This is a genomic window from Brachybacterium sp. p3-SID957, assembly GCF_025144775.1.
Classification (GTDB): domain Bacteria; phylum Actinomycetota; class Actinomycetes; order Actinomycetales; family Dermabacteraceae; genus Brachybacterium; species Brachybacterium epidermidis.
Map to the genome: position 1 here is coordinate 22,636 of NZ_JALXKT010000010.1, position 20,919 is coordinate 43,554.

A 20,919-nucleotide genomic window follows, 5' to 3' on the forward strand; every position below is an offset into this window, starting at 1 on the left:
TGGCCCTGGCCTCTGCGCACCACGGGCTGTGCCGCCCGCCTCAGGCCGGCCCGCCGTACTGCAGCGCCGTCTCGCCGTAGCTCTTGGTGCCGTCGTCGACGTAGCCATCGGGCCAGGAGATCGGCCTGGTGCGCGAGGACCGCTCCACCACCACTACCGCCTCGGGGGCCAGCGCCGGCAGCAGAGTGACCAGCAGCGACTCGACAGCCTCGGTGCTGACCTCGTAGGGCGGGTCGATGAAGACCAGGCCCCAGCCGGTACCGGCATCGGTCCCCGCCCGTCCAGTAGGCGCATCATCGCTATCGACTCGTGCGGCGGCGAGGCCATCGACCACTGTCTCTGCCCGTGCTGCCCTCACCTCGGTGCGGTCCCCGAGCCCGAGCGCCTTCGCGGAGCGACGCAGCTGCTGGGCGCTCGCACCGTGCGCCTCCACCAGCAGTGCGCTGCGCGCCCCACGGGACAGCGCCTCGAAGGCCAGCGTCCCGGTGCCGGCGTACAGGTCGAGCACGCGCGCCCCGTCGATCGCGTCCCAGCCGGCCAGGCGGGAGAACAGCGCCTCCCGCACCCGGTCGGTGGTGGGGCGAGTTCCCTTGCCGGCGCTGCCGGGGATGGGGCGGCCTCCCAGCTCGCCCGCGATGATGCGTGGCATCTCAGCTCCTCTCCACCTCGGGGTCGGCATCCCGCAGCCGTCGTTCGATGGCGGCCACCAGGTCGGGGTGGGTGAGCAGGTCCGGGTCCACGTCCACCACGGCCAGGGCGTCCTTGCGCGCACGCTCGATCGCGTCCACGTCCCGCAGCACGTCCAGGTACCGCAGGGTACGCCCCAGCCCGGACTGCTCATCGCCCACCAGGTCCCCGGCCCCGCGGTGCTGAAGGTCCAGTTCGGCCAGGGCGAAGCCGTCGGCCGCGCCCGCGATCTGCTCGAGCCGCCGGGAGGTCTCCGAGCCGGGTGCGGCGCGGGTGTCGAGGAAGGCGATGCCCGGGTGGCCACCGCGGCCCACGCGACCGCGCAGCTGGTGCAGCTGGGAGACGCCGAAGCGCTCGGCGTCCAGCACGATCATCGCCGAGGCGTTGGGGACGTCCACCCCCACCTCGATCACGGTGGTGGCCACCAGCACGTCCACCTCGCCGGCGACCACCCTCTCCATCACCGCCTGCTTCTCCTCGGTGCTCAGCCGGCCGTGGAGCACCGCGATGCGCGCCCCGGCGAGCTCGGTCCGCGTGCGCAGCCGTTCGGCGGTCTCGGTGACCCCGCGGGCGGGCAGGGCGGGCTGCTGCCCGGTGGACCCGAGGGTCTCCGGGTCGAGCACCGGTTGGCGCCCCTGTGCCGCCCGAGCGCCGACTGCGGCGGCGGGGCTGTCGACGCCGTCGCTCTCCGTGCCGGTCTCGTCGATGCGCGCGCAGACGACGAACACCTGGCGGCCGGCCGCGATCTCCTCCCCGGCGCGCTGCCACATGCGCTGCTCCCACGCCGGATGATCCTCGTGCACCACGAAGCTCTCCACCCCGGCGCGCATGCCGGGGCTGTCCCGCAGGGTGATCACGTCGAGGTCGCCCACGGTGGCCAGGGCGGCGGTGCGCGGGATCGGGGTGGCGGTCATCACCATCATGTGCGGGCTAATGCCGCCGGGTCCCTTGGTGCGCAGTCGCCGGCGGTGGTCCACCCCGAAGCGGTGCTGCTCGTCGATCACCACCAGGCCCAGGGAGGCGAAGTCCACCCCTTCGGTGAGCAGCGCATGGGTGCCGATCACGATGCCTGCCTCACCGGAGGTGACGTCCAGCAGGGTGCGGCGGCGCTGCGCGGTGCGCTGGGACCCGGTGAGCAGTCGCACGGCGGTGGCATCGGGGTGCGCATCCAGCTGACCGGCTCGGGCCAGGTCCCCCATCAGCTCAGTGATGGTGCGGTGGTGCTGCTCGGCCAGCACCTCGGTCGGGGCCAGCAGCGCGGCCTGGTGGCCGGAGTCCACGGCGCGCAGCATGGCGCGCAGCGCGATCACCGTCTTGCCGGATCCCACGTCGCCCTGCAGCAGCACGCTGGTGGGATGGTCCCGCTCGAGCCGCTCGGCGATCTCCGCCCCCACGTACTGCTGCCCCTCGGTCAGTGCGAAGGGCAGCCGCTCCTCGAAGGCGGGCTGGAGGGGCCCGTCGGCCCGCAGCGCGGGGGCGGGGGTCCGGGCGTCGGCCACGCGGCGCTGCGCGAAGATCGTCTGCAGCACGAAAGCTTCCTCGAACACCAGGTGGCGTTTGCCGCGGTCCACGTCCTCCCAGGTGAGCGGCTGGTGCAGCAGGCGCATGGCCTCCGGCAGACGGTCGATGCCGCGACGGTCCAGCAGCTCCCGGGGCACGGGCTGCTCGAGCTTCTCCACGTGGTTCAGGGCCTTGACCATCGCGGCCCGCACGGTGTTCAGGGCGATGTTCTGCTTGAGGGGGTACACGGGCCGGGGGCGCCGTGCACGGATCCGGCCGGCCTCGGTGTCCTCGAACGCCTCGTACTGCGGGTGGCTGAGCTGGGGGCGCTCGGCGACCTTGTCCCACCCCACGGTGCCCCACACCAGGATCAGGTTCCCGGGCACCAGGGTGCGTCGATGCCAGGAGACCAGCCCGGGGTTGGTGAGGAAGAAGGTCAGGGTGATCTCGTCGGTCTCGTCGGTGACGCGGGCCTCGAGGATGTGCCCCTTGCGGCTGCGCATGCGGCGGTCCTTCACCGAGACCACCCGCACCTCGGCGCTGACGTGCATGCCCACGTGCAGATCCCGCAGCTGCTCCAGCGGAGCGGGGGTGACGTAGCGGCGGGGGGCCTGGCGCAGCATCGTGTCCAGGTCGGTGAGGCCCAGCGTCCTCATCGCCTTGGCCTCCTTGTCCGTCAGGAACGAGGTGAGCAGGGGCGAGAGCTCGGGAAGCTTCCGCTTGCTGCTCATCGGGTTCCTCCTGGACGGGGAGACGTGGGAGGATGGACCCACGAACCCGACCATCGTGCCACCTCGGCGGCACCTTGTGTCGGAATCCACAGCCCGGTGCGCCGCCCCTCCCCTTCAACTGGGGCCACCGGGTGGGATACACTTCCCAGGTTGCCCTGACCTCCCGGGTGCCTCGTGCGCTCACGATCTCAGGTCACTGCTTCCGAGCGAAGCTCCCGTGCCAGCAGCCGGTGAGCGGACACGGCGGCGGGGGCACCCGAACAGATTTCTATTCCTCAGGAGACTGACAGTGGCTTCCACGTGTGACATCTGCGCCAAGGGCCCGAGCTTCGGCAAGAGCGTGTCCCACTCGCACCGCCGCACCTCGCGCCGCTGGAACCCGAACATCCAGAGTGTGCGCACCCTGATCAACGGCACCAGCAAGCGCCTGAACGTCTGCACCTCGTGCCTCAAGGCCGGCAAGGTGCAGAAGCTCGGCGCCTGAGTTCTCGGCGGGGCTCGCACCCCGTACCGCTCGAAGGCCCCCCGCCACCACGGCCGGGGGCCTTCGACTGTTCACGGCGGGCGGATCCGCTGGCCCGTCGGCGACCGTCCGGCCGTGCACATCGCGGCGTGCCTGCCGGGCCGCGCATGACGGACCGCGAGCTCAGCTGAGCCAGTCGCGGATCTGCTGCTGCACCGACGCGCTGGTCCGGGCGTAGAAGTCCGCCTCGGCCCCGCCCCGCGCGGCGACCATCGCGAAGTGGGCCGAGGAGAAGAACACCTCGTGCAGCAGGTGCGCGTCACGCCGCTGCAGCATCGCGTTCCGCACCTGGGCTGCACCTTCTGTCCCGCTCCCTGTCACGGGAGCGCCGAGCTGCGCACGCGCCTCGAGGTACACGTCGACCTGCTCCTGGATCTGCTGCGCATCGAGCTGCGCGAACCAGGGATCGGCATGGATCTGACCGCCGATGAAGGCCAGGTCCCGTGCCGTGTCGCCGCGATGGCTCCACTCCCAGTCCACCAGCCGAGGCACTCCCTGCTCGTCGACCAGCACGTTGGCGGCGCTCGCATCACCGTGGACCAGCAGCTGCTCGGCGCGCTCGAAGGAGGGCCGGGTCGACTCGAGGCGCTGCAGGACCAGCGGCCAGAGATCGTCGAGCGTGCGGGCTGCCTCGGGTTCGTTGGTGCGCCACCACTCCATCGCCTGCTGGGCGCTCGCCACGGGGTCCGTGATCGCGACCTTCGACGCGGCATCGGTGCCGCCGTGCACGTGCAGGCGTGCCAGCTGCCGGGTGAGTGCCGCGACCAGGTCGCTCCCCCACTGCGCGGCGGGAACACGTCGCCCGGGCACCCGGGTGGTGACGACGAAGGCCAGCGGCTCATCGATGGTCGGCTCGTGGGAGCCGATCGGGGTGGCGGTCAGGCCGGGAGGAGCGGTGGCGAGCACCTGCAGCTCCTCACCCAGGGGGTGGCTGAGCTGTGCGACGGGGCGGGTGGGGATCTTCACCACCAGCTCCAGCGCTGGATCTCCCCCGCGGACCACACCCCACGCGATGAACGACTCCCCACTGCCGATCCGAGAAGCGCGCACCTCACCCGGGGCAGGCAGCGGGGCCTCGTCCGTCGCGTGCTCCGGCCGCGGCGCCGGCGTGGCCGATCGCCACCAGTGGTGGTGGGCGGAGGCCAGAGCCGCCACCTGATCGGCATCGAGCTGAGGAGGGAGCGTGGTGCGTGGATCGGTCACGCGCTGTGCTCCACCTCGGCGTCCTCGAAGGTGGCGGTGTCGATCACGGCCCGGAAGTACACCTCGCCGGCGACGACCTTGTCGTACATCGCGTCCACCTCGGTCACGCCGATGGTCTCGATGTGGGCGGCGATGTCGTGCTCGGCGCAGAAGTCCAGCATCTCCTGGGTCTCCTTGATGCCGCCGATGTTGGACCCGGCCAGCACCTTCGATCCGCCGATGAGGGCGCCGAAGCCGACCGGCTGCTTCTGCGGGGGCAGGCCCACCACGGCCATCACCCCGTGCGGGGTGAGCAGGGAGAGGTACTTGTCCACGGGGATGTCGGCACTGATGGTGTTGAGGATCAGGTCGAACTCGCCGCGGTGCTTGCGGAAGAAGTCGTCCTCGGTGGTGGCCAGCATGCGCGTGGCGCCCAGGTCGATGGCCAGCTGCTCCTTCTTCAGGCTGCGCGAGAGCACGGTGACCTCGGCCCCCATCTTGGCGGCGATCTGCACGCCCATGTGGCCCAGCCCGCCCAGGCCCAGCACGGCCACGCGCTTGGCGCGCTCGCCGTCCTCGGTGGCGACCTTCTCGCCCGCGCCCCAGCGGGCCAGGGGCGAGTACGTGGTAATGCCGGCGCACAGCAGCGGCGCGGCCACGTCGAAGCCCAGGGAGTCGGGGATGCTCAGCACGAAGCGCTCGTCGACCACCACCTTCTGGCTGTACCCGCCCTGGGTGATGGTGCCGTCGACGTCCTTCGCGCCGTAGGTGCCCACAGAGCCGTTCAGGCAGCTCTGCTCCTCGTCGATGGCGCACTGCTCGCACTCACCGCAGGAGTCGACCAGGCAGCCCACCCCCACGCGGTCTCCCACCTGGTGGCGGGTGACGCCGTCGCCGACAGCCTCGACGACGCCCGCGATCTCATGGCCCACGCACAGCGGGAAGGGCGCCTCGCCCCACTCGTTGCGGATGGTGTGGATGTCGCTGTGGCAGATGCCGGCGGCCTTGATGGAGATCACCACATCGTTGGGGCGCGGGTCGCGCCGCTCGATCTCGGTGACGCGGAACGGCTGGTCAGGGCCGGTCTTCTGCAGTGCCTTGACGGTGAACGGCATGGTGGTTCGCTCCTGGGCTGCGCTGTTGGGAGTCCTACGGTACGCCCTGCTGGTGTGGGCTCGGAGACAGTCGCCCCCGGGGCCTGGACAGCGCCCGCGCACGTGGCATGATTCTCGCTCGTGATCACCCCTCGCGGTGACGGGCCCGGCGAGACGGCCCGCCGAACGAACTCGGATTCTCGCCCCGGCGATCAGGATGTCGACAGCATCCACGCCGAGGACTCCTCCACATCGGGCAACGGCTGGGATGCTCGTCCGGCCCCCGCGCGGAGACAGCTCCCACCATCCTCGACGACGGAGAGCCGACGGCCGCGCCCCCGCAGCACCCGCCGCTCACGGAGCTCGAGCTGCCGCCCCTGCCGGTGGGCCCTGACGTCCGCACCGATCACCGGGGGAAGGCCCTGGTGGGGAAGGACGGCCGGGCGCGTCGCCGACTGCCGATGCCAGCCCTGGTACTGGGGTCGATCGGTGTGGTGTTCGGTGACATAGGGACCAGCCCCCTGTATGCCCTGCAGACCGTCTTCAGCGTGCACCGCGGCGCGGTGGCCCCCACGGAGCAGGACGTGCTCGGCGTGGTGTCGATGGTGCTGTGGTGCCTGATGCTCATCGTGTCGCTGACCTACGTGGGCCTGATCCTGCGCGCCCACAACCAGGGGAGGGCGGCATCCTCTCGCTGGCAGCGCTCATACGTCGCAAGCTCGGGAGCGGTTCGCGGCAGGCCGCGCTGGCCCTCGTGCTGGCCGTGATCGGGGCAGCCCTGTTCTACGGCGATTCCCTCATCACACCTGCGATCTCGGTGCTCTCGGCCTTCGAAGGACTCGAGGTGGTCAGCTCCTCGCTGCACTCCTGGGTGGTCCCGGCTGCGGTGACGGTCCTGGCACTGCTGTTCATGGTGCAGCGCTGGGGGACGGGGGCCATCGGACGAGCATTCGGCCCGGTGATGGTCGTGTGGTTCGTGGTGCTCATCGTCATGGGAACGCCGCAGATCATCGCCAATCCCTTCGTGCTTCGTGCTCTGTCGCCCACCTATGCGGTCGGCTTCGCTGTGGACAGGCCCGTCGTCGCGTTCATCGCGATGGGCGCCGTGGTCCTCGCGGTCACGGGTGCCGAGGCCCTCTATGCGGACATGGGCCACTTCGGGCGTCGGCCCATCGCCCTGGCATGGTTCGGCCTGGTCCTGCCGGCGCTGCTGATCAACTACGTCGGGCAAGGCGCCATGATCCTCTCCGACCCGGCGACGATCGACAGCCCGTTCTTCCACATGGCCCCGGAAGGGGCGCGGGTACCCCTGGTCGTGCTGGCGACCTGCGCGACGGTGATCGCCTCACAGGCAGTGATATCCGGCGCGTTCTCCGTCTCGCGCCAGGCCACCAGGGCGTCCCTGCTGCCCCGTCTCAGGGTCATGCAGACCTCTGCCCTGCATGGGGGACAGATCTACGTACCCGTGGTGAACCTGATCCTGTTCCTGGGCGTGCTGACGCTGGTGCTCGTGTTCCGCTCCTCGGAAGCACTCGCCTCCGCGTACGGTCTGTCGGTCACCGGCACCCTGCTGCTCGAGCTGTCCCTCTTCCTGCTGCTCGCCCTTCGCGTCTGGGCGTGGCCCCTGTGGCGGGTGGTGGCCGTGGCCATCACCGTGGGAGGGCTGGAACTGCTCCTGTTCGCCGCCAATCTTGCGAAGATCGCATCCGGAGGATGGCTTCCCCTGGTCGTCGCAACGATCTGCGTGCTGGTGATGCTCACCTGGCGCAGGGGCTCGCGCATCATGTTCGGCCGTCGCAGCGACATGGAGGGCCCGATCCAGGACTTCGTCGCCCGTGTGCGGACGGACGGCGTACGTCGCGTCCCCGGTCTGGCGGTCTACCCGCACGGAGACCCCGCCACCGTTCCTCTCGCGCTGCGGTCGAACGTCGAGTTCAACCATGCGCTGCACGAACAGGTCGTGATCATCACGGTGAAGAACATCGGGGTGCCCCATGTGCGGCACGACGCCCGTGTGAGCATCTCGGACCTCGGCGATCCGCACGACGGGATCGTCCACGTCCTGTACCGCGTGGGGTTCAACGACTCGCAGGACGTCCCCCAGGCCCTGCGCCTTGCGGCCGGCAAGGGCCCTGAGCTCGACGTGGACCCGGATGCCGCGATGTACATGCTCTCGGTGTTCCGCATCGAGCCCGGTTCCGACCGATGCATGCCTCGGTGGCAGAAGTCCCTGTTCAGATCCTTGGAGAAGCTCTCGGCCAACCGCACCCAGGTGCTCCATCTGCCGCCGGCGAGGACGGTGGTGATGGGAGCCGAGGCGGAGCTCTGAGGCGCGCCCGGCCCGGAGCTCGTTCGCCGTGTCCGCCGACGCCGGCGCCGGCGCACGACGTGACTGCCGAGACCTCGTCTGCGGCGATCGGTGGGTGGCTGAGCTCGAGGTCCCACCTCGTGGCGTCATCGGCGCTCGTCCCCAGGACTCAGCGAAGCTCCCCCATCGGGCGTCGTGGGCGCTGGCCCCCAGGACTCAGCGAAGCTCCCCCTTAGGGCGTCGTCGGCGCTCGTCCCCAGGACTCAGCGAAGCTCCCCCTCAGGGCGTCGTCGGGGTTCCTCCCCTGGGGGTGGTTGTCCCCATTGCGGGGGCCCGGGCTTGGTTTGTCGGTGGGGGTCCATAGAGTAGGTGCCAGATCAAAAGGCCAGGTCACCGGCCGATCGAAGCCAGTAGCAGGACCCACGAGATGCCAGGAGAGAAAGGGGGTGGGTGCGGTGCCATCGTTCCGGTTCGAGAACGGGGAGCTGATCGAGGAGCCCCCACGCGCCCCTCGCCCCCGCTACGCCCCGATCACCTCCCCCAAGCCCCCGGCCCCGCCCGCGAACCAGGTGCGGGCCCGTCACCCCCTGACCCCGCAGAGCGTGGCTGAGCGGGGCGGTGCGGTGCCGGGCACAGTAGAGGCTGATACCGCGGTCAGGTTGCTTGCCCTGCAGCGTGAGCAGTCCCGTGAGCGTGCCCGGATGCTGCGGGAGCTGGCACCGTTGTGGATCGCGCCCGCGAACGACGAGGAAGCAGCCGATGACCGGGCCGAATCCGCTGTGGTGGCCGCGGTCGCCCTGCGCACCACCACCAGCCATGCCTCGACCTTGATCCGCGAGGCACACACGGCTGTGCATCATCTGCCGGCCCTGTTCGCCCGGCTCGAGGCCGGGGACCTGCCGGTCGAGTGGCACCAGCGGATCCTCCGCACCACCCGGGAGTTCACCCCCGCCCAGCTGGCGGAAGTGGATCAGCGGGTATCGGCCTGGGATCTGGCCTCGATCCCCGTCCAGCGGTTCCGTCGTGAACTGCGTGTCCTGGTGGCCTGGCTCCACCACGCAGGTGAGACCACCCCACGGCCACAGGATCAGCGCGAGGTCGCTCTGGAGGGCTCCCCGGTCGATGACGGCACCGCCACCGTCCGCATCACCGGGCCCGTCCCGGAGATCCTCTCCCTGTCACGACGCCTGGATGCCAGCGCCCGCGCGATCCAGGACCAGCAGCGCCATGCCCTCGCCGACGGCGCCCCGATCCCCTTCGATCCCGACGGGCAGGCCGCCGCCACCGGTGCGCCGCTGACTCTGGCGGCGCTGCGCTACCTGGTGCTGACCCGCAGTGTGCTGGAGACCGGGGGGATCGAGGTGCCTGGTGAGCGGTTCCGGATCAGCGTGATGGTGCCGGTGATGACCCTGATGGGCCACTCCGATGCGCCCGCCCTGATCGATGGCACCATCCCGATCCCCGCCTCGATGGCCCGCATGATCGCCGCCGACCAGCCACTCTGGCACCGCATCCTCACCGACCCTGTGACCGGCGCGCACATCCCCGCGACCACCACCAGCTACCGGCCACCCGCATCGATGCTCGAACAGCTCCGCATCCAGCACCCCGTATGCGCGGTCCCGGGCTGTATCCGGCCCTCCACCTCCCGCGCCGAGGCCGACCACATCACCGAGTACGACCACACCGACCCCACCGCCGGTGGCCAGACCTGCCTGGCGAACCTGCACCTGCTGTGCTTCACCCACCACCGGCTGAAGACCCGGGGCAGGATCGACCCCGTCCGCGGACCCGACGGCACCACCCACTGGAGAATCGGCGCCACCACCACAGGAACCAGCACCACCACTGGAGCCAGCACCGGGCGCCCCCGCGCCACGGCGTCGATCCCCGCCAACCGCGACCTCACCACCCCCCTGCTCGCCCAAGCACTCCACGACGCCTGGAGCCAGTACCAGTGGGGCCTCGAACTGACCGCCCTGGACCGCAACGGCACCCTCGACCACCTCCACCACCCCGACCACCCCGACCACGACGACACCGACCACCACCGCACCACACCCCCACCCTTCTGAAGGCACCGCGGGCATCGTCAGCCAGCAGAACACGGCAGGCGACCGCACCAGGATCAGTCGAAGTGATCGAATCCCGCACCCACGATCGGTTCGCCGTCAAGCAGCACCCGCGGCCCGTCGCTGTCCCCGTAGCCGTCGGTGCCTCCGTCGCCGCCGCCGTAGCCGTCGCCGGAGTGCCCCTGCTCGGCGCGGGACAGCACACGACCGATGGGGCGGAACCCCTCAGGCACCTCCCCCTCGCCGAAGGCGGCAAGCATGGCGTGCTCCTCCCCGCCGTGCAGCACCCACTCCCACGCGTCTGCCCCCAGGCAGTCCGCCACGGGGCGCAGAGCGTCGACATCCGGAGCCAGCAGATCGGAGGCCAGGTCCAGCCGCACGCCGGAGGCCGCCGCGATACGGCTCCCGTCGCGTACCAGCCCGTCGGAGAGATCCATCATCGCGTGCGCGGTGCGCCCCGTCGTCCACCCGAGCGAGAGATCCGGATCCGGGGCGTTGTGCCAGCCCACCATCTCCCTCAGCTCCTCAGCGAGCTCCGGGTCGAGACCCGGATCCACCAGCACCACACCGGTCGGGTCCATCTCCACCCTGCCGGACAGCACCCCGGTCAGACCCGCCGCGGAGCGCCCGAGCAGCGGAGCACCGATCGCGATCACATCCCCGGGCCGGGCCCCGCTGCGCAGCACAGGCTCCTCGCCGTCCTCGAGGGCCCCGACGGCAGTGATGGTGAGAGTGCACTGATCAGCTCGTCCCAAGTCCCCGCCCACCAGCTGAGCGCCGTCCCGGGCCGCCCGTCGGGTGAGACCGATCGTGACCTGTTCGAACCACTCGACCGGCGTGTCCCCCGGGGTGGAGACGGCAGACACCAGCGCCAGAGGTCGGGCGCCCATCGCCGCGACATCAGCCATGTTCTGCACTGCCGTCTTGTGACCGATCCAGGCCGGAGTCGTGGCATGGGTCAGGAAGTCATACCCCTCGACCATGCTGTCGGTGGTGATCACCATCCGTGACGAGGGAAGGGAGAGCACTGCGGCATCGTCACCAGGCCCCACCTCGATGCTCGCAGCCCCTCCTGGACCACCGGGAGGCAGGTGCGGCAGAAGGCGGGCGAGGATCCCGGCCTCACCGGGGCGCGCTTGGTCTCTCATCCTCCCAGTGTGCCGGAGCGGACGCGCAGCTGCAGGGGATTCACGATCAGCTCCAGCGGTAGGCTCGACGGGTGCCCCGCCGACCGCCCGCTGCCCGACGCCCCCCTCTTCGATCACGCCTGCTCGTGCTGCCCGCGCTCACCGGGCTGCTGCTGGGGATCGCTGGCTGCGGCGCGGTCCGGGTGCCAGCGGGGCCGGCGGCATCAGATCCGCTGTGCGCCGAGATCGTGCTCGGTGCCCCGCACGAGATGCTCGGCCTGCCCCGCGCCGAGACCAGCAGCCAGGGCACCGTGGCCTGGGGATCCGGGGACGACACCGTCGTGCTGCGCTGCGGCGTCGCACCCCCCGGTCCCACCACCGATGCCTGCACCCGACTCGGGGACACAGACGGGATCCAGGTGGACTGGATCGTGCGTGAGCAGGACGGCATCGTGCTGCTGACCACCTACGGTCGCGAACCGGCGATCGACATCTCGGTGCCGCGCGCGGTGGCCCCGGACCAGCCCTCGGCCGCGGCCATGGACATGGGCCGACTGATCGACGCCACCATCCCTGCCACGGACCACTGCGTGGGGCCCGGCGACGTGGAGTGAAGGCCCCGATCGACCGGGTCGGCCCACGGGAGAAAGCCCGCCCGGGGTCAACCCTGACAGCCCTCCCGGAGAGAGCCCGCCCGAGCTGGGCCCTCAGCGCAGACCGATGCGCCGTGCCAGCGCCTGCTCCACCAGATCTGTGATCAGCGCCGTGTAGTCCACACCCATGTTCTGCCACAGCACCGGGAACATCGAGTACGGGGTGAAGCCGGGCATGGTGTTCACCTCGTTCACGATCACCGTGTTCTCCGGCGTCACGAACACATCCACCCGCGCCAGGCCCTCCAGGCCGAGTGCCTCGAAGGCGGCCGCGGACACGTGCCGCACCTCCTCCAGGACGCGGTCGGGCAGCTTTGCCGGGATCTCGATGTCGATCGTCCCCTTGCCGAAGTACTTCGAGCCGTAGTCGTAGAACTCGAGATCCTCCCCCACGCGCACCTCACCGGGCAGCGTGGTGCGCGGCGGTCCCCCGTCGGCTCCCTGCAGCACGCCGCACTCCACCTCGCGCCCGGCGACGGCCTGCTCGATCAGCACCTTCGGATCCTCCGCGAAGGCCTCCCGGAGCGCGGGCTCGAGCTCCTCCTCGCGGCCCACTCGGGTCACGCCCAGGCTGGAACCTGCCCGGGACGGCTTGACGAACCACGGCAGCGGGTACGACTCGCGCAGGTGCCGCATCACGGAGCGCGACTGCTGCTCCCAGTGGTCCTGGTGCACCACGAGGCCCGGTGCGCAGGTGAGGCCCGCGGTGGTCAGCACCAGTTTGGTGGTGGCCTTGTCCATACTCATCGCGGAGGCCAGCACCCCGCTGCCCACGTACGGCACATCCAGCAGGTCCAGGGCCCCCTGGATGGTGCCGTCTTCCCCGTAGGAGCCGTGCAGCAAGGGGAAGACCGCGTCGATGCGGGCCAGCGGCTCCACACGACCGTCCCGAATCACGCGCAGCTCGATCGGCTCCCCGGCGCTGTGGCGCACAGCGGGCAGCAGCACCTCCGGTCCGTCACCGCTGACCTCCGGTGCCCTGCCGTCCACCAGGGTCCAGTCGGCCGGGTCGTCGGAGACCTGCACGTAGCGGCCCTCCCGCGTCACGCCCACGGCGATCACGTGGTACTTCTTGCGGTCGATCGCGCCGAGGACGCCGCCGGCGGTGATGCACGAGATGCCGTGCTCCCCGCTGCGGCCGCCGAACAGGAGTGCAACGGTGGTCGTCATCGCTCCAGCGTAATCACTCAGGCCGCACGGACCGCGCCAGCAGGGCCGTGGTGACGTGCTCGATGCTCGCGCCGTGATCCACCACCGCCACCACGGAGCGGGTGATCGGCATGTCCACCTCGAGGCGCTCGGCGAGATCGGCGACGGCACGGGCCGTGGCCACGCCCTCCGCTGTCTGCCCCACCTCCGCCACGGCCTGCTCGATGTCCAGACCCCGCCCCAGTGCGAGCCCCAGGCGGTGGTTCCGGCTGAGGGGGGAGGCGCAGGTGGCCACCAGGTCACCCATCCCGGCGAGACCCGCGAAGGTCTCCCGTCGGCCCCCGAGGGCCACGCCCAGGCGGGTGATCTCCGCCAGGCCGCGGGTGATCAAGGAGGCGGTGGTGTTGTGGCCGTGGCCGAGGCCGGAAGCCGCGCCCACCGCGATCGCCACCACGTTCTTGACGGCACCGGCGATCTCCACGCCGGTCACGTCGGTGGAGGTGTACGCCCGCAGGTACGGGGCGTCGCACCAGCGGGCGAACACACCGGCCAGCTCCTCGTCGGCGGCGGCGACCACGCTGCCGCAGGGGCGGCGCTCGGCGATCTCCGCCGACAGGTTCGGTCCGGACAGCACTCCCACCCGCTGCGCGCTCACACCCCCTGCCTCCACCAGCACCTCGCTGATCCGGGCGTCGGTGCCGCGCTCGATGCCCTTGGTCAGCGACAGGACCGGCACGGCGGGCAGACCCTCCCGAAGGCCGGGCCGACGGCGCCACTGGCCGAGCGTCGCGCGCAGTGCCTGCGCAGGCACCGCGACCACCAGCCCCTCAGCCCCGTCGACTGCCTCCTCGATGCGAGCGGTCCCGGTGACGGCGGCAGGCAGCTCCCGCTCCCCCAGGTACGCGCGGTTGGTGCGGTGCTCGCTGATCTCGCGGGCCACGTCCTCACGGCGGGCCCACAGCACCACGTCGTTCCCGGCGTCGGCGAGCACCTGCGCGAAGGTGGTGCCCCAGCTGCCGGCACCCAGCACGGCAAGTCGGGCCATCATCGCTCCTCGGGCGGGGTCGAGAAGGTGGACCGCCGCAACAGGGGGCTGCGACGGCGGCCTATGCCGCGGCGCTCGATGCGGCGGCGCACCGCCCGGGAGGCAGGACTGCCCTCCTCGGGGCGATGGGGGTCCAGCCGGGGGTCGTGCCGCTGCGCGGGCGGCTGCTCCTGCCGCAGATCGGCGAGCATCGCGGTGATCACGTCCATCACGTGACCGGTCACCCGCACCGCCGCGTCGTGGGTGCTCTCCCCCTCGGCGCGCTCGGCGCGGATCGGTGCGCCGACCTGCAGGGTGAGGGTCCGGCCCGGGCGCGGGCGCGGCAGCGGGGAGCCGACGGGCCACAGCTGGGGGGAGCCCCAGCACGCCACGGGGATCAGCGGCGCCCCGGTCTCCAGGGCGAGCCGGGCGGCGCCCAGTCGGGCCCGCATGGGCCATCCCTGCGGGTCCCGGCTGTAGGTGCCCTCGGGGAACACCATCAGCATCTCGCCCCGCCCCAGGGCGGCGCGGGCTGCGGCGAGGGCGCCTCCGGAACGGGCCGTGCCGCGCAGCACCGGGATCTGCCCGGTGGCGCGGATCAGGCCCCCCACAACGGGGATGCGGAACAGGGACTCCTTGGCCAGAAAGCGGGGGGCGATCCCCGCGGCGTGCAGCAGGTGACCGTAGGCGAAGGCATCGAAGGGGCCCAGATGATTGCCGCACACCACGGCGGGCCCGGGCACCTGCAGGTTCTCACGGCCGATCCAGGTGGGGCGGGCGAGCAGGGTGAGGATCGGCCGCAGCGGCACCTGGAGCACGCCGATCACGGCCCCGGAGCGCCTCTCGGGTGCGCGGGCGCCACCCAGGTCCCAGCTGACGGCCAGGTCATGTGCGCGCTGCCGCAGGGACCGCGCACGGCGAGCGGGCGGCGGCGGGGTCATCAGCGCGGGTCGGTGCTGCTCGCACCGCGGCCCAGGGCCTTGCGCACGGCCTGGGCACGCACGGACCGGTTCCGACGGGCGGCCGGCAGTGCCTGCCCGCCGGCCAGGGAGCGGCGGCGCAGCGTGGTCGGTGCGCGACGCGCCAGGGTGTTCACGGCCGCGGCGTGCATCAGTCGACGGGGACCGAATGCGAGGCGGCCCCGCAGGCTGCGGTACTTCACGGCCGTGGTGACCTGCAGCAGCCGGCCACCGGGAAGCAGGGCCACGCCGATGCGCACCAGCAGGTCCTCGTCGTCGTCGCGGATCAGGGCCTCCGAGCCCACCACCTCGTCGGCGACGTACTCCTTGGCCGGGGGCGGCACCATGTCGAACAGCCGCACGGCCTCATCGCGCAGGGCCAGCAGGCCTCGCCGGCCCAGCGGCGTGTTCTCGTGGGAGAAGATCGCCTCCGCCCAGGCACGCGGATCGGGCTCGTCGACGCCCCGGGTGGGGACGATCACCACGTCGCAGTAGTCCGGCACGGGGATGTCCCGCAGTGCCAGCGAGGTGGAGGCCGAGGTGTGGCCGGCGCTCAGGGCACCGTCCGCGCCGGTGTCGATCGCATCGTCGTGCCCGGGCATGTCAGTCCTCCCAGAACTCGGCCCCGAGGGCGGTGAGCTTCTCGCGGAACAGCTCGTAGCCGCGGTCGATCAGGTCGATCCCGTGGATGCCGGAGACCCCCTCGGCGCCCAGCGCGGCGATCAGGTAGGAGAAGCCGCCGCGCAGGTCCGGCACGGTGATCTCGGCCGCATGCAGGGCCTTGGCGCCGGAGATGACAGCGGAGTGGTTGAAGTTGCGGCGGCCGAAGCGGCAGCTGGAGCCGCCCAGGCACTCGCGGTACACCTGGATGCGGGCACCCATGTCGTTGAGGGCATCGGTGAAGCCCAGGCGGTTCTCGTACACCGTCTCGTGGACGATGGAGATGCCGTCGGCCTGGGTCAGCGCCACCACCAGAGGCTGCTGCCAGTCGGTCATCAGGCCCGGGTGCACGTCGGTCTCCACGGCGATCGCCTTCAGCGGGGTGCCGGGGTGGTAGAACCGGATGCCCTCCTCGGTGATGTCGATCCCGCCGCCGATCTTCCGGAAGGTGTTCAGGAACGTGGCCATCGGCTTCTGCTGCGCACCGCGCACGAACACGGAGCCCTTTGTGACCAGTGCCGCGCAGGCCCAGGAACCTGCCTCGATGCGGTCCGGGATCGCCACGTGGTCGTAGCCGCCCAGGCTGTCGACGCCTTCGATGGTGATGGTGCGGTCGGTCTGCAGGGAGATGATCGCACCCATCTTCTGCAGCACCGCGATGAGATCCTCGATCTCGGGCTCGACCGCGGCGTTGGTGAGCTCGGTGATGCCCTCGGCGCGCACCGCCGTCAGCAGCACCTGTTCGGTGGCGCCCACACTGGGGTACTCGAGGTGGATCTTGGTGCCGCGCAGGCCGTCCGGCGCGGTGATGTAGATGCCCATCTCGCGCTTGTCCACCACGGCGCCGAAGCTGCGCAGCACGTCGAGGTGGTAGTTGATGGGGCGGTCCCCGATGCGGCAGCCGCCCAGGTCCGGGATGATCGCCTCGCCGAGGCGGTGCAGCAGCGGGCCGCAGAACAGGATCGGGATCCGCGAGGAGCCGGCATGGGCGTCGATATCGGCCACGTGGGCCTTCTCCACGGCCGAGGGATCCATGCGGATCACGCCGGATGCGACGCCCCGCTCGACCTTGACGCCGTGCACCTTCAGCAGCTCGCCCACGATCTGGACGTCCCGGATGTCCGGCACGGAGCGCAGCACACTGGGCTGCTCCCCGAGCAGTGCGGCCACCATCGCCTTGGAGACGAGGTTCTTCGCGCCGCGGACGGTGATCTCACCGTCGAGCCGGCGCCCGCCGCGCACATGGAATGTCGAACTCATAGTGTCCTTGCTCCGCTGGACGGGCACCTCGGCACCCGCTTGTATGACCGGCTCACCATACCGGAGCTCCCTGGTCGCAGGCCGCGACGCAGGTCTCAGTGCCCGCGCGATCGTCGATCCCTGCCGGGGGCGCTGCCGGCCGCTGCGATACCGCGCTCAGACCGACTCGGCGTTGCGGGCCGGGAGGGTCTTCGGAAGCCACGAGGGGCGTCGGGCCTCGAAGGCATCGATATCGGCCTCGTGCCGCAGGGTCAGGCCCACGTCGTCCAGGCCCTCCATGAGGCGCCAGCGGGTGTAGTCGTCCACGTCAAAGCGGAAGGTCGCATCGGCGGCGTGCACCTGGCGCTCCACCAGGTCCACGGTGACCTCCGTGCCCGGGGCCTCCTCGAGGATCTTCCACAGCTGCTCGATGTCGTCCTGGGCCAGCTGAGCGGCCACCAGGCCCTGCTTGCCGGCGTTGCCGCGGAAGATGTCCGCGAAGCGGGAGGACAGCACGGCCTTGAAGCCGTAGTCGCGCAGGGCCCACACGGCGTGCTCGCGGGAGGAGCCGGTGCCGAAGTCCGGGCCGGCCACCAGCACGGAGCCGCTGCGGTAGGCGTCCTTGTTCAGCACGAAGTCCGGGTCGTTGCGCCAGGCGGAGAACAGCCCGTCGTCGAAGCCGGTCTTGGTGACGCGCTTGAGGTAGACGGCCGGGATGATCTGGTCGGTGTCGACGTTGCTGCGGCGCAGCGGGACGCCGATGCCGGTGTGGGTGGTGAAGGCTTCCATGGGTGTGCTCCTGGGATCGCGGTGGTCGAGGGGACGCTCAGGCGGCCGGCGTGAGGTCGGAGGGCGAGGCGAGGGTGCCGCGCACGGCGGTCGCCGCAGCCACCACCGGGGAGACCAGGTGGGTGCGGCCGCCCTTGCCCTGCCGGCCCTCGAAGTTGCGGTTGGAGGTGGAGGCGGCGCGCTCACCCGGGGTGAGCTGATCCGGGTTCATGCCCAGGCACATCGAGCAGCCGGCCTGGCGCCATTCAGCGCCGAAGTCGAGGAACTCGCGGTCCAGGCCCTCCTGCTCCGCCTGCAGGCGCACCCGGGCGGAGCCGGGCACCACCAGCACCCGCACGTCGGGGTGCTTGGTGCGGCCACGGATGGTCTCGGCGAAGGCGCGCAGGTCCTCGATGCGGCCGTTGGTGCACGAGCCCATGAAGACGGTGTCCACCTTGATGTCCTTGAGCGGGGTGCCGGGGACCAGGTCCATGTACTCAAGCGCGCGCTCGGCGGCCACGCGAGCATTGTCCTCGGCGAAGTCCTCCGGCGCCGGGACGGAGGCCGACAGCGGCAGGCCCTGGCCGGGGTTCGTGCCCCAGGTGACGAAGGGCTCGAGCTGGTCGGCGTCGATGGTGACCTCGGCGTCGAACACCGCGTCGTCATCGCTGCGCAGCGTGCGCCAGTGTTCCACCGCCGCATCCCAGTCCTCGCCGACGGGGGCGTGGGGACGGCCCTGCACGTAGTCGAAGGTGGTCTGGTCAGGGGCGATCATGCCGGCCCGGGCACCGGCCTCGATCGACATGTTGCAGATCGTCATGCGGCCCTCCATGGAGAGGTCGCGGATGGCCTGGCCGCGGTACTCGAGCACGTAGCCGGCTCCGCCGCCGGTGCCGATCTTCGCGATCACCGCCAGGATGATGTCCTTCGCGGTGACGCCGGGCTTGAGGGACCCCTCGACGTTGATCGCCATGGTCTTGAAAGGGGTCAGCGGCAGGGTCTGGGTGGCCATCACGTGCTCGACCTCGCTGGTGCCGATGCCGAAGGCCAGTGCCCCGAAAGCGCCGTGCGTGGAGGTGTGGGAGTCGCCGCACACCACGGTGATGCCGGGCATGGTCAGACCCAGCTGGGGTCCCACCACGTGCACGATGCCCTGGTCCTTGTCGCCCAGGGAGTGGATGCGCACCCCGAACTCCTCGGCGTTGCGACGCAGGGTCTCGATCTGGGTGCGGGAGGTGATGTCGGCGATCGGCTTGTCGATGTCGACGGTGGGGGTGTTGTGGTCCTCCGTGGCGAGGGTCTGGTCCACGCGCCGCAGGGCACGCCCCTCCTGCCGCAGGCCGTCGAAGGCCTGGGGGCTGGTGACCTCGTGGATCAGGTGGAGGTCGATGTAGAGCAGATCCGGTTCGCCGTTCTCCCCGCGGCGCACCACGTGGTCTGCCCAGACCTTCTCCGCCAGCGTTCCCGCCATGGATGATCCTTCCCCGCGCCCGGATCGCGGGCGCCTTCTGCTCTGGTGACGCACCCGAGGTTCGGGCGCACCCCGTCATCCTGCGGGGAATCCCACTCCGCGACACTTGCGTCTCATAGAATAAGACGGCAGTATCGGACCATGGACACCACATCGACCGAGAACGGCAGCGGCGTCGGCGTTCTCGACAAGGCCGCGATCGTGCTCAGCGCCCTCGAGGCCGGCCCCGCCACCCTGGCCCAGCTCGTGCAGGCGACCGGCCTGGCCCGGCCCACCGCCCACCGTCTCGCCGTGGCGCTGGAGTACCACCACCTGGTCACCCGCGACATGCAGGGCCGCTTCGTGCTCGGCCCGCGCCTGGGCGAACTGGCCGCCGCCGCCGGCGAGGACCGACTGCTGGCCGCCGCCGGGCCCGTGCTGGCCGCCCTGCGCGACCATACCGGCGAATCAGCGCAGCTCTACCGCCGCCAGGGCGATCACCGCATCTGCGTGGCCGCCGCCGAGCGCCCCATCGGCCTGCGCGACTCGGTGCCCCTGGGCGCCACGCTCACCATGAAGGCCGGCTCCGCGGCGCAGATCCTGCTGGCCTGGGAGGAGCCGGACCGCCTGCACCGCGGCCTGCTCGGCGCCCGCTTCACCGCCACCCAGCTCTCGGCCGTGCGTCGCCGCGGCTGGGCACAGTCCATCGGCGAGCGCGAACCAGGCGTGGGATCGCTCTCCGCCCCCGTGCGCAGCTCCAACGGCCGCGTGGTCGCCGCGCTCAGCATCTCGGGCCCCATCGAGCGACTCACCCGCCAGCCCGGCCGGCTGCACGCCACCTCCGTGATGAGCTCGGCCAACCACCTCACCGAGATGCTGCGCCGCGCCGGCGGCTGAGCTCAGGACCGCTCGATCCACACGGGCGTGTGCGCGTACCGCAGCACCGTGACCAGTTGCCGCGGTGCGGTGATCCGCTTGGGCCGCCCCTCGACCCTCTCTCCGCAGACCACCATCAACGCCGCGCCCTCACTGGCCTGCGCCAGCTCGCGCGGCGCAGGGGTGGTGGGGATCGTCACCCCCAGCACCTCGACGTGGGGATCGGCGGAGGCGACCGCCTCGCGCACCTCGCCGAGGATCTGCTCGGCGCGCTGCTCATCGACATCGGCCCGAGCCACCAGTTGGATGGGACGGCCGTAGCCCCGCGCGAGCTCCACGGCTCGCTGCACGGCCTCCTGCCCTCGGGGGTGGTGGATCAGTCCGATCGGGCCGTCGACCGCGAGATCGCCGCGCACCACCACCACGGGGCAGCACGCCTTCGCCGCCAGCGCCAGGCTCTTGGAGCCGACGATCAGCGTGAGCAGGCGCCCCAGGCCTCGACCGCCCACCACCACCACGTCCGAGCGGGAGCTGACGTGCAGCAGCACCGGCACCGGGTTGCCGTCGATGACCTGCGAGGTGATCTCCAGATCGGGATGGACCTGGCGGGCGATCGCCACCGCATCCTCGATCAGGCCGTCCGCTGCGGCGCGGATCCCCGACCCCGTCAGGCCCGGGATCGGATCGGTGTTGACGTCGAGCTCGGTCCATACGAAGGCATGGACCAGGTGCAGCTGACCACCGACCACGTGCGCGTGATGGGCGGCCCATCGCACGGCACGATCGGCCTCCGGGGTGTCCGAGACGCCCACGGTGATGCGCGGAACTGTGACGGAGGTCATACATGGCAGTCTAGGGCTCCGCCGCGCCGACCGCAGGCCGAATGCAGAAGGAGCCGGCACCCGTAGGTGCCGGCT

At 71.2% G+C, this 20,919-nt stretch carries 18 protein-coding genes and 1 pseudogene; 6 read left to right on the forward strand and 13 right to left on the reverse strand.

Annotated features, from left to right (window positions below):
- Positions 1–40 precede the first annotated feature (40 nt).
- Positions 41–649, reverse strand: a complete 609-nt coding sequence (locus M3B01_RS03645) for an RsmD family RNA methyltransferase (RefSeq protein WP_259789508.1) — start codon at positions 647–649, stop codon at positions 41–43.
- A 1-nt stretch (position 650) separates the two neighbouring features.
- Positions 651–2,918, reverse strand: coding sequence for an ATP-dependent DNA helicase RecG (locus M3B01_RS03650; protein ID WP_259789510.1), 2,268 nt, complete (start codon positions 2,916–2,918; stop codon positions 651–653).
- 289 nt (positions 2,919–3,207) lie between these two features.
- Between M3B01_RS03650 and rpmB the strand changes: the two genes are divergently transcribed.
- Positions 3,208–3,402, forward strand: coding sequence for a 50S ribosomal protein L28 (gene rpmB / locus M3B01_RS03655; protein WP_017824130.1), 195 nt, complete (start codon positions 3,208–3,210; stop codon positions 3,400–3,402).
- Positions 3,403–3,564: 162 nt separating this feature from the next.
- Here the strand turns inward: rpmB and M3B01_RS03660 are convergent, their stop codons facing one another.
- Both M3B01_RS03660 and M3B01_RS03665 read right to left on the reverse strand, forming a co-directional pair.
- Positions 3,565–4,644 (reverse strand): phosphotransferase family protein, encoded by a 1,080-nt coding sequence (locus tag M3B01_RS03660; RefSeq protein WP_259789512.1) that lies wholly within the window; start codon positions 4,642–4,644, stop codon positions 3,565–3,567.
- Positions 4,641–5,738 carry an NAD(P)-dependent alcohol dehydrogenase gene (locus M3B01_RS03665; RefSeq protein ID WP_259789513.1) on the reverse strand — a complete coding sequence of 366 codons (1,098 nt, stop codon included), beginning with the start codon at positions 5,736–5,738 and terminating at the stop codon, positions 4,641–4,643. Before M3B01_RS03665 ends, M3B01_RS03660 begins: the two co-directional genes overlap by 4 nt.
- 440 nt (positions 5,739–6,178) lie before the next feature.
- Here M3B01_RS03665 and M3B01_RS03670 point away from each other — a divergent pair.
- From M3B01_RS03670 to M3B01_RS03675, 3 genes and pseudogenes are all read left to right on the forward strand, one after another.
- A pseudogene (locus M3B01_RS03670) lies at positions 6,179–7,488 on the forward strand (KUP/HAK/KT family potassium transporter); the annotation flags it as partial.
- Positions 7,489–7,521: 33 nt separating this feature from the next.
- Entirely contained in the window at positions 7,522–8,046 is a 525-nt protein-coding gene (locus M3B01_RS14690; protein WP_396123332.1) for a KUP/HAK/KT family potassium transporter, read from the forward strand.
- Between the two features lie 434 nt (positions 8,047–8,480).
- Positions 8,481–10,100 (forward strand): HNH endonuclease signature motif containing protein, encoded by a 1,620-nt coding sequence (locus tag M3B01_RS03675; protein ID WP_259789514.1) that lies wholly within the window; start codon positions 8,481–8,483, stop codon positions 10,098–10,100.
- Positions 10,101–10,153: 53 nt separating this feature from the next.
- On the opposite strand, the gene thiL is transcribed toward M3B01_RS03675, so the two are convergent.
- Entirely contained in the window at positions 10,154–11,245 is a 1,092-nt protein-coding gene (gene thiL, locus M3B01_RS03680) for a thiamine-phosphate kinase (RefSeq protein WP_259789515.1), read from the reverse strand.
- Positions 11,246–11,316: 71 nt separating this feature from the next.
- On the opposite strand from thiL, the gene M3B01_RS03685 reads away from it, so the two are divergent.
- Positions 11,317–11,838 (forward strand): DUF3515 domain-containing protein, encoded by a 522-nt coding sequence (locus M3B01_RS03685; protein ID WP_259789516.1) that lies wholly within the window; start codon positions 11,317–11,319, stop codon positions 11,836–11,838.
- Positions 11,839–11,931: 93 nt separating this feature from the next.
- On the opposite strand, the gene M3B01_RS03690 is transcribed toward M3B01_RS03685, so the two are convergent.
- The 7 genes from M3B01_RS03690 to leuC all read right to left on the reverse strand — a co-directional run bounded on the left by M3B01_RS03690 (position 11,932) and on the right by leuC (position 19,147).
- A complete protein-coding gene (locus tag M3B01_RS03690) occupies positions 11,932–13,047 on the reverse strand; it encodes a D-alanine--D-alanine ligase family protein (protein WP_259789517.1) in 1,116 nt (371 codons plus the stop codon).
- A 13-nt stretch (positions 13,048–13,060) separates the two neighbouring features.
- Complete coding sequence (locus tag M3B01_RS03695) at positions 13,061–14,071, reverse strand: NAD(P)H-dependent glycerol-3-phosphate dehydrogenase (protein ID WP_259789518.1); 1,011 nt, start codon at positions 14,069–14,071, stop codon at positions 13,061–13,063.
- Positions 14,071–14,991 carry a 1-acyl-sn-glycerol-3-phosphate acyltransferase gene (locus M3B01_RS03700; RefSeq protein WP_259789520.1) on the reverse strand — a complete coding sequence of 307 codons (921 nt, stop codon included), beginning with the start codon at positions 14,989–14,991 and terminating at the stop codon, positions 14,071–14,073. The genes M3B01_RS03695 and M3B01_RS03700 overlap by 1 nt, the downstream gene beginning before the upstream one ends.
- On the reverse strand, positions 14,991–15,611 hold the full coding sequence (locus M3B01_RS03705; RefSeq protein ID WP_259789521.1) for a DUF2867 domain-containing protein: 621 nt from the start codon (positions 15,609–15,611) through the stop codon (positions 14,991–14,993). The genes M3B01_RS03700 and M3B01_RS03705 overlap by 1 nt, the downstream gene beginning before the upstream one ends.
- Before the next feature lies 1 nt (position 15,612).
- Positions 15,613–16,929: a UDP-N-acetylglucosamine 1-carboxyvinyltransferase gene (gene murA / locus M3B01_RS03710; RefSeq protein WP_259789522.1), complete on the reverse strand. Its 1,317-nt coding sequence runs from the start codon at positions 16,927–16,929 to the stop codon at positions 15,613–15,615.
- A 156-nt stretch (positions 16,930–17,085) separates the two neighbouring features.
- Positions 17,086–17,697 (reverse strand): 3-isopropylmalate dehydratase small subunit, encoded by a 612-nt coding sequence (leuD, locus tag M3B01_RS03715; RefSeq protein ID WP_259789523.1) that lies wholly within the window; start codon positions 17,695–17,697, stop codon positions 17,086–17,088.
- 37 nt (positions 17,698–17,734) lie between these two features.
- Positions 17,735–19,147: a 3-isopropylmalate dehydratase large subunit gene (gene leuC, locus M3B01_RS03720; RefSeq protein ID WP_259789524.1), complete on the reverse strand. Its 1,413-nt coding sequence runs from the start codon at positions 19,145–19,147 to the stop codon at positions 17,735–17,737.
- Between the two features lie 141 nt (positions 19,148–19,288).
- Between leuC and M3B01_RS03725 the strand changes: the two genes are divergently transcribed.
- On the forward strand, positions 19,289–20,023 hold the full coding sequence (locus M3B01_RS03725; protein WP_259789525.1) for an IclR family transcriptional regulator: 735 nt from the start codon (positions 19,289–19,291) through the stop codon (positions 20,021–20,023).
- Positions 20,024–20,025: 2 nt separating this feature from the next.
- Here the strand turns inward: M3B01_RS03725 and M3B01_RS03730 are convergent, their stop codons facing one another.
- The gene (locus tag M3B01_RS03730; RefSeq protein WP_259789526.1) at positions 20,026–20,844 is read right to left on the reverse strand and encodes a universal stress protein; all 819 of its coding nucleotides are present in this window, start codon (positions 20,842–20,844) and stop codon (positions 20,026–20,028) included.
- Between the last annotated feature and the right edge of the window lie 75 nt (positions 20,845–20,919).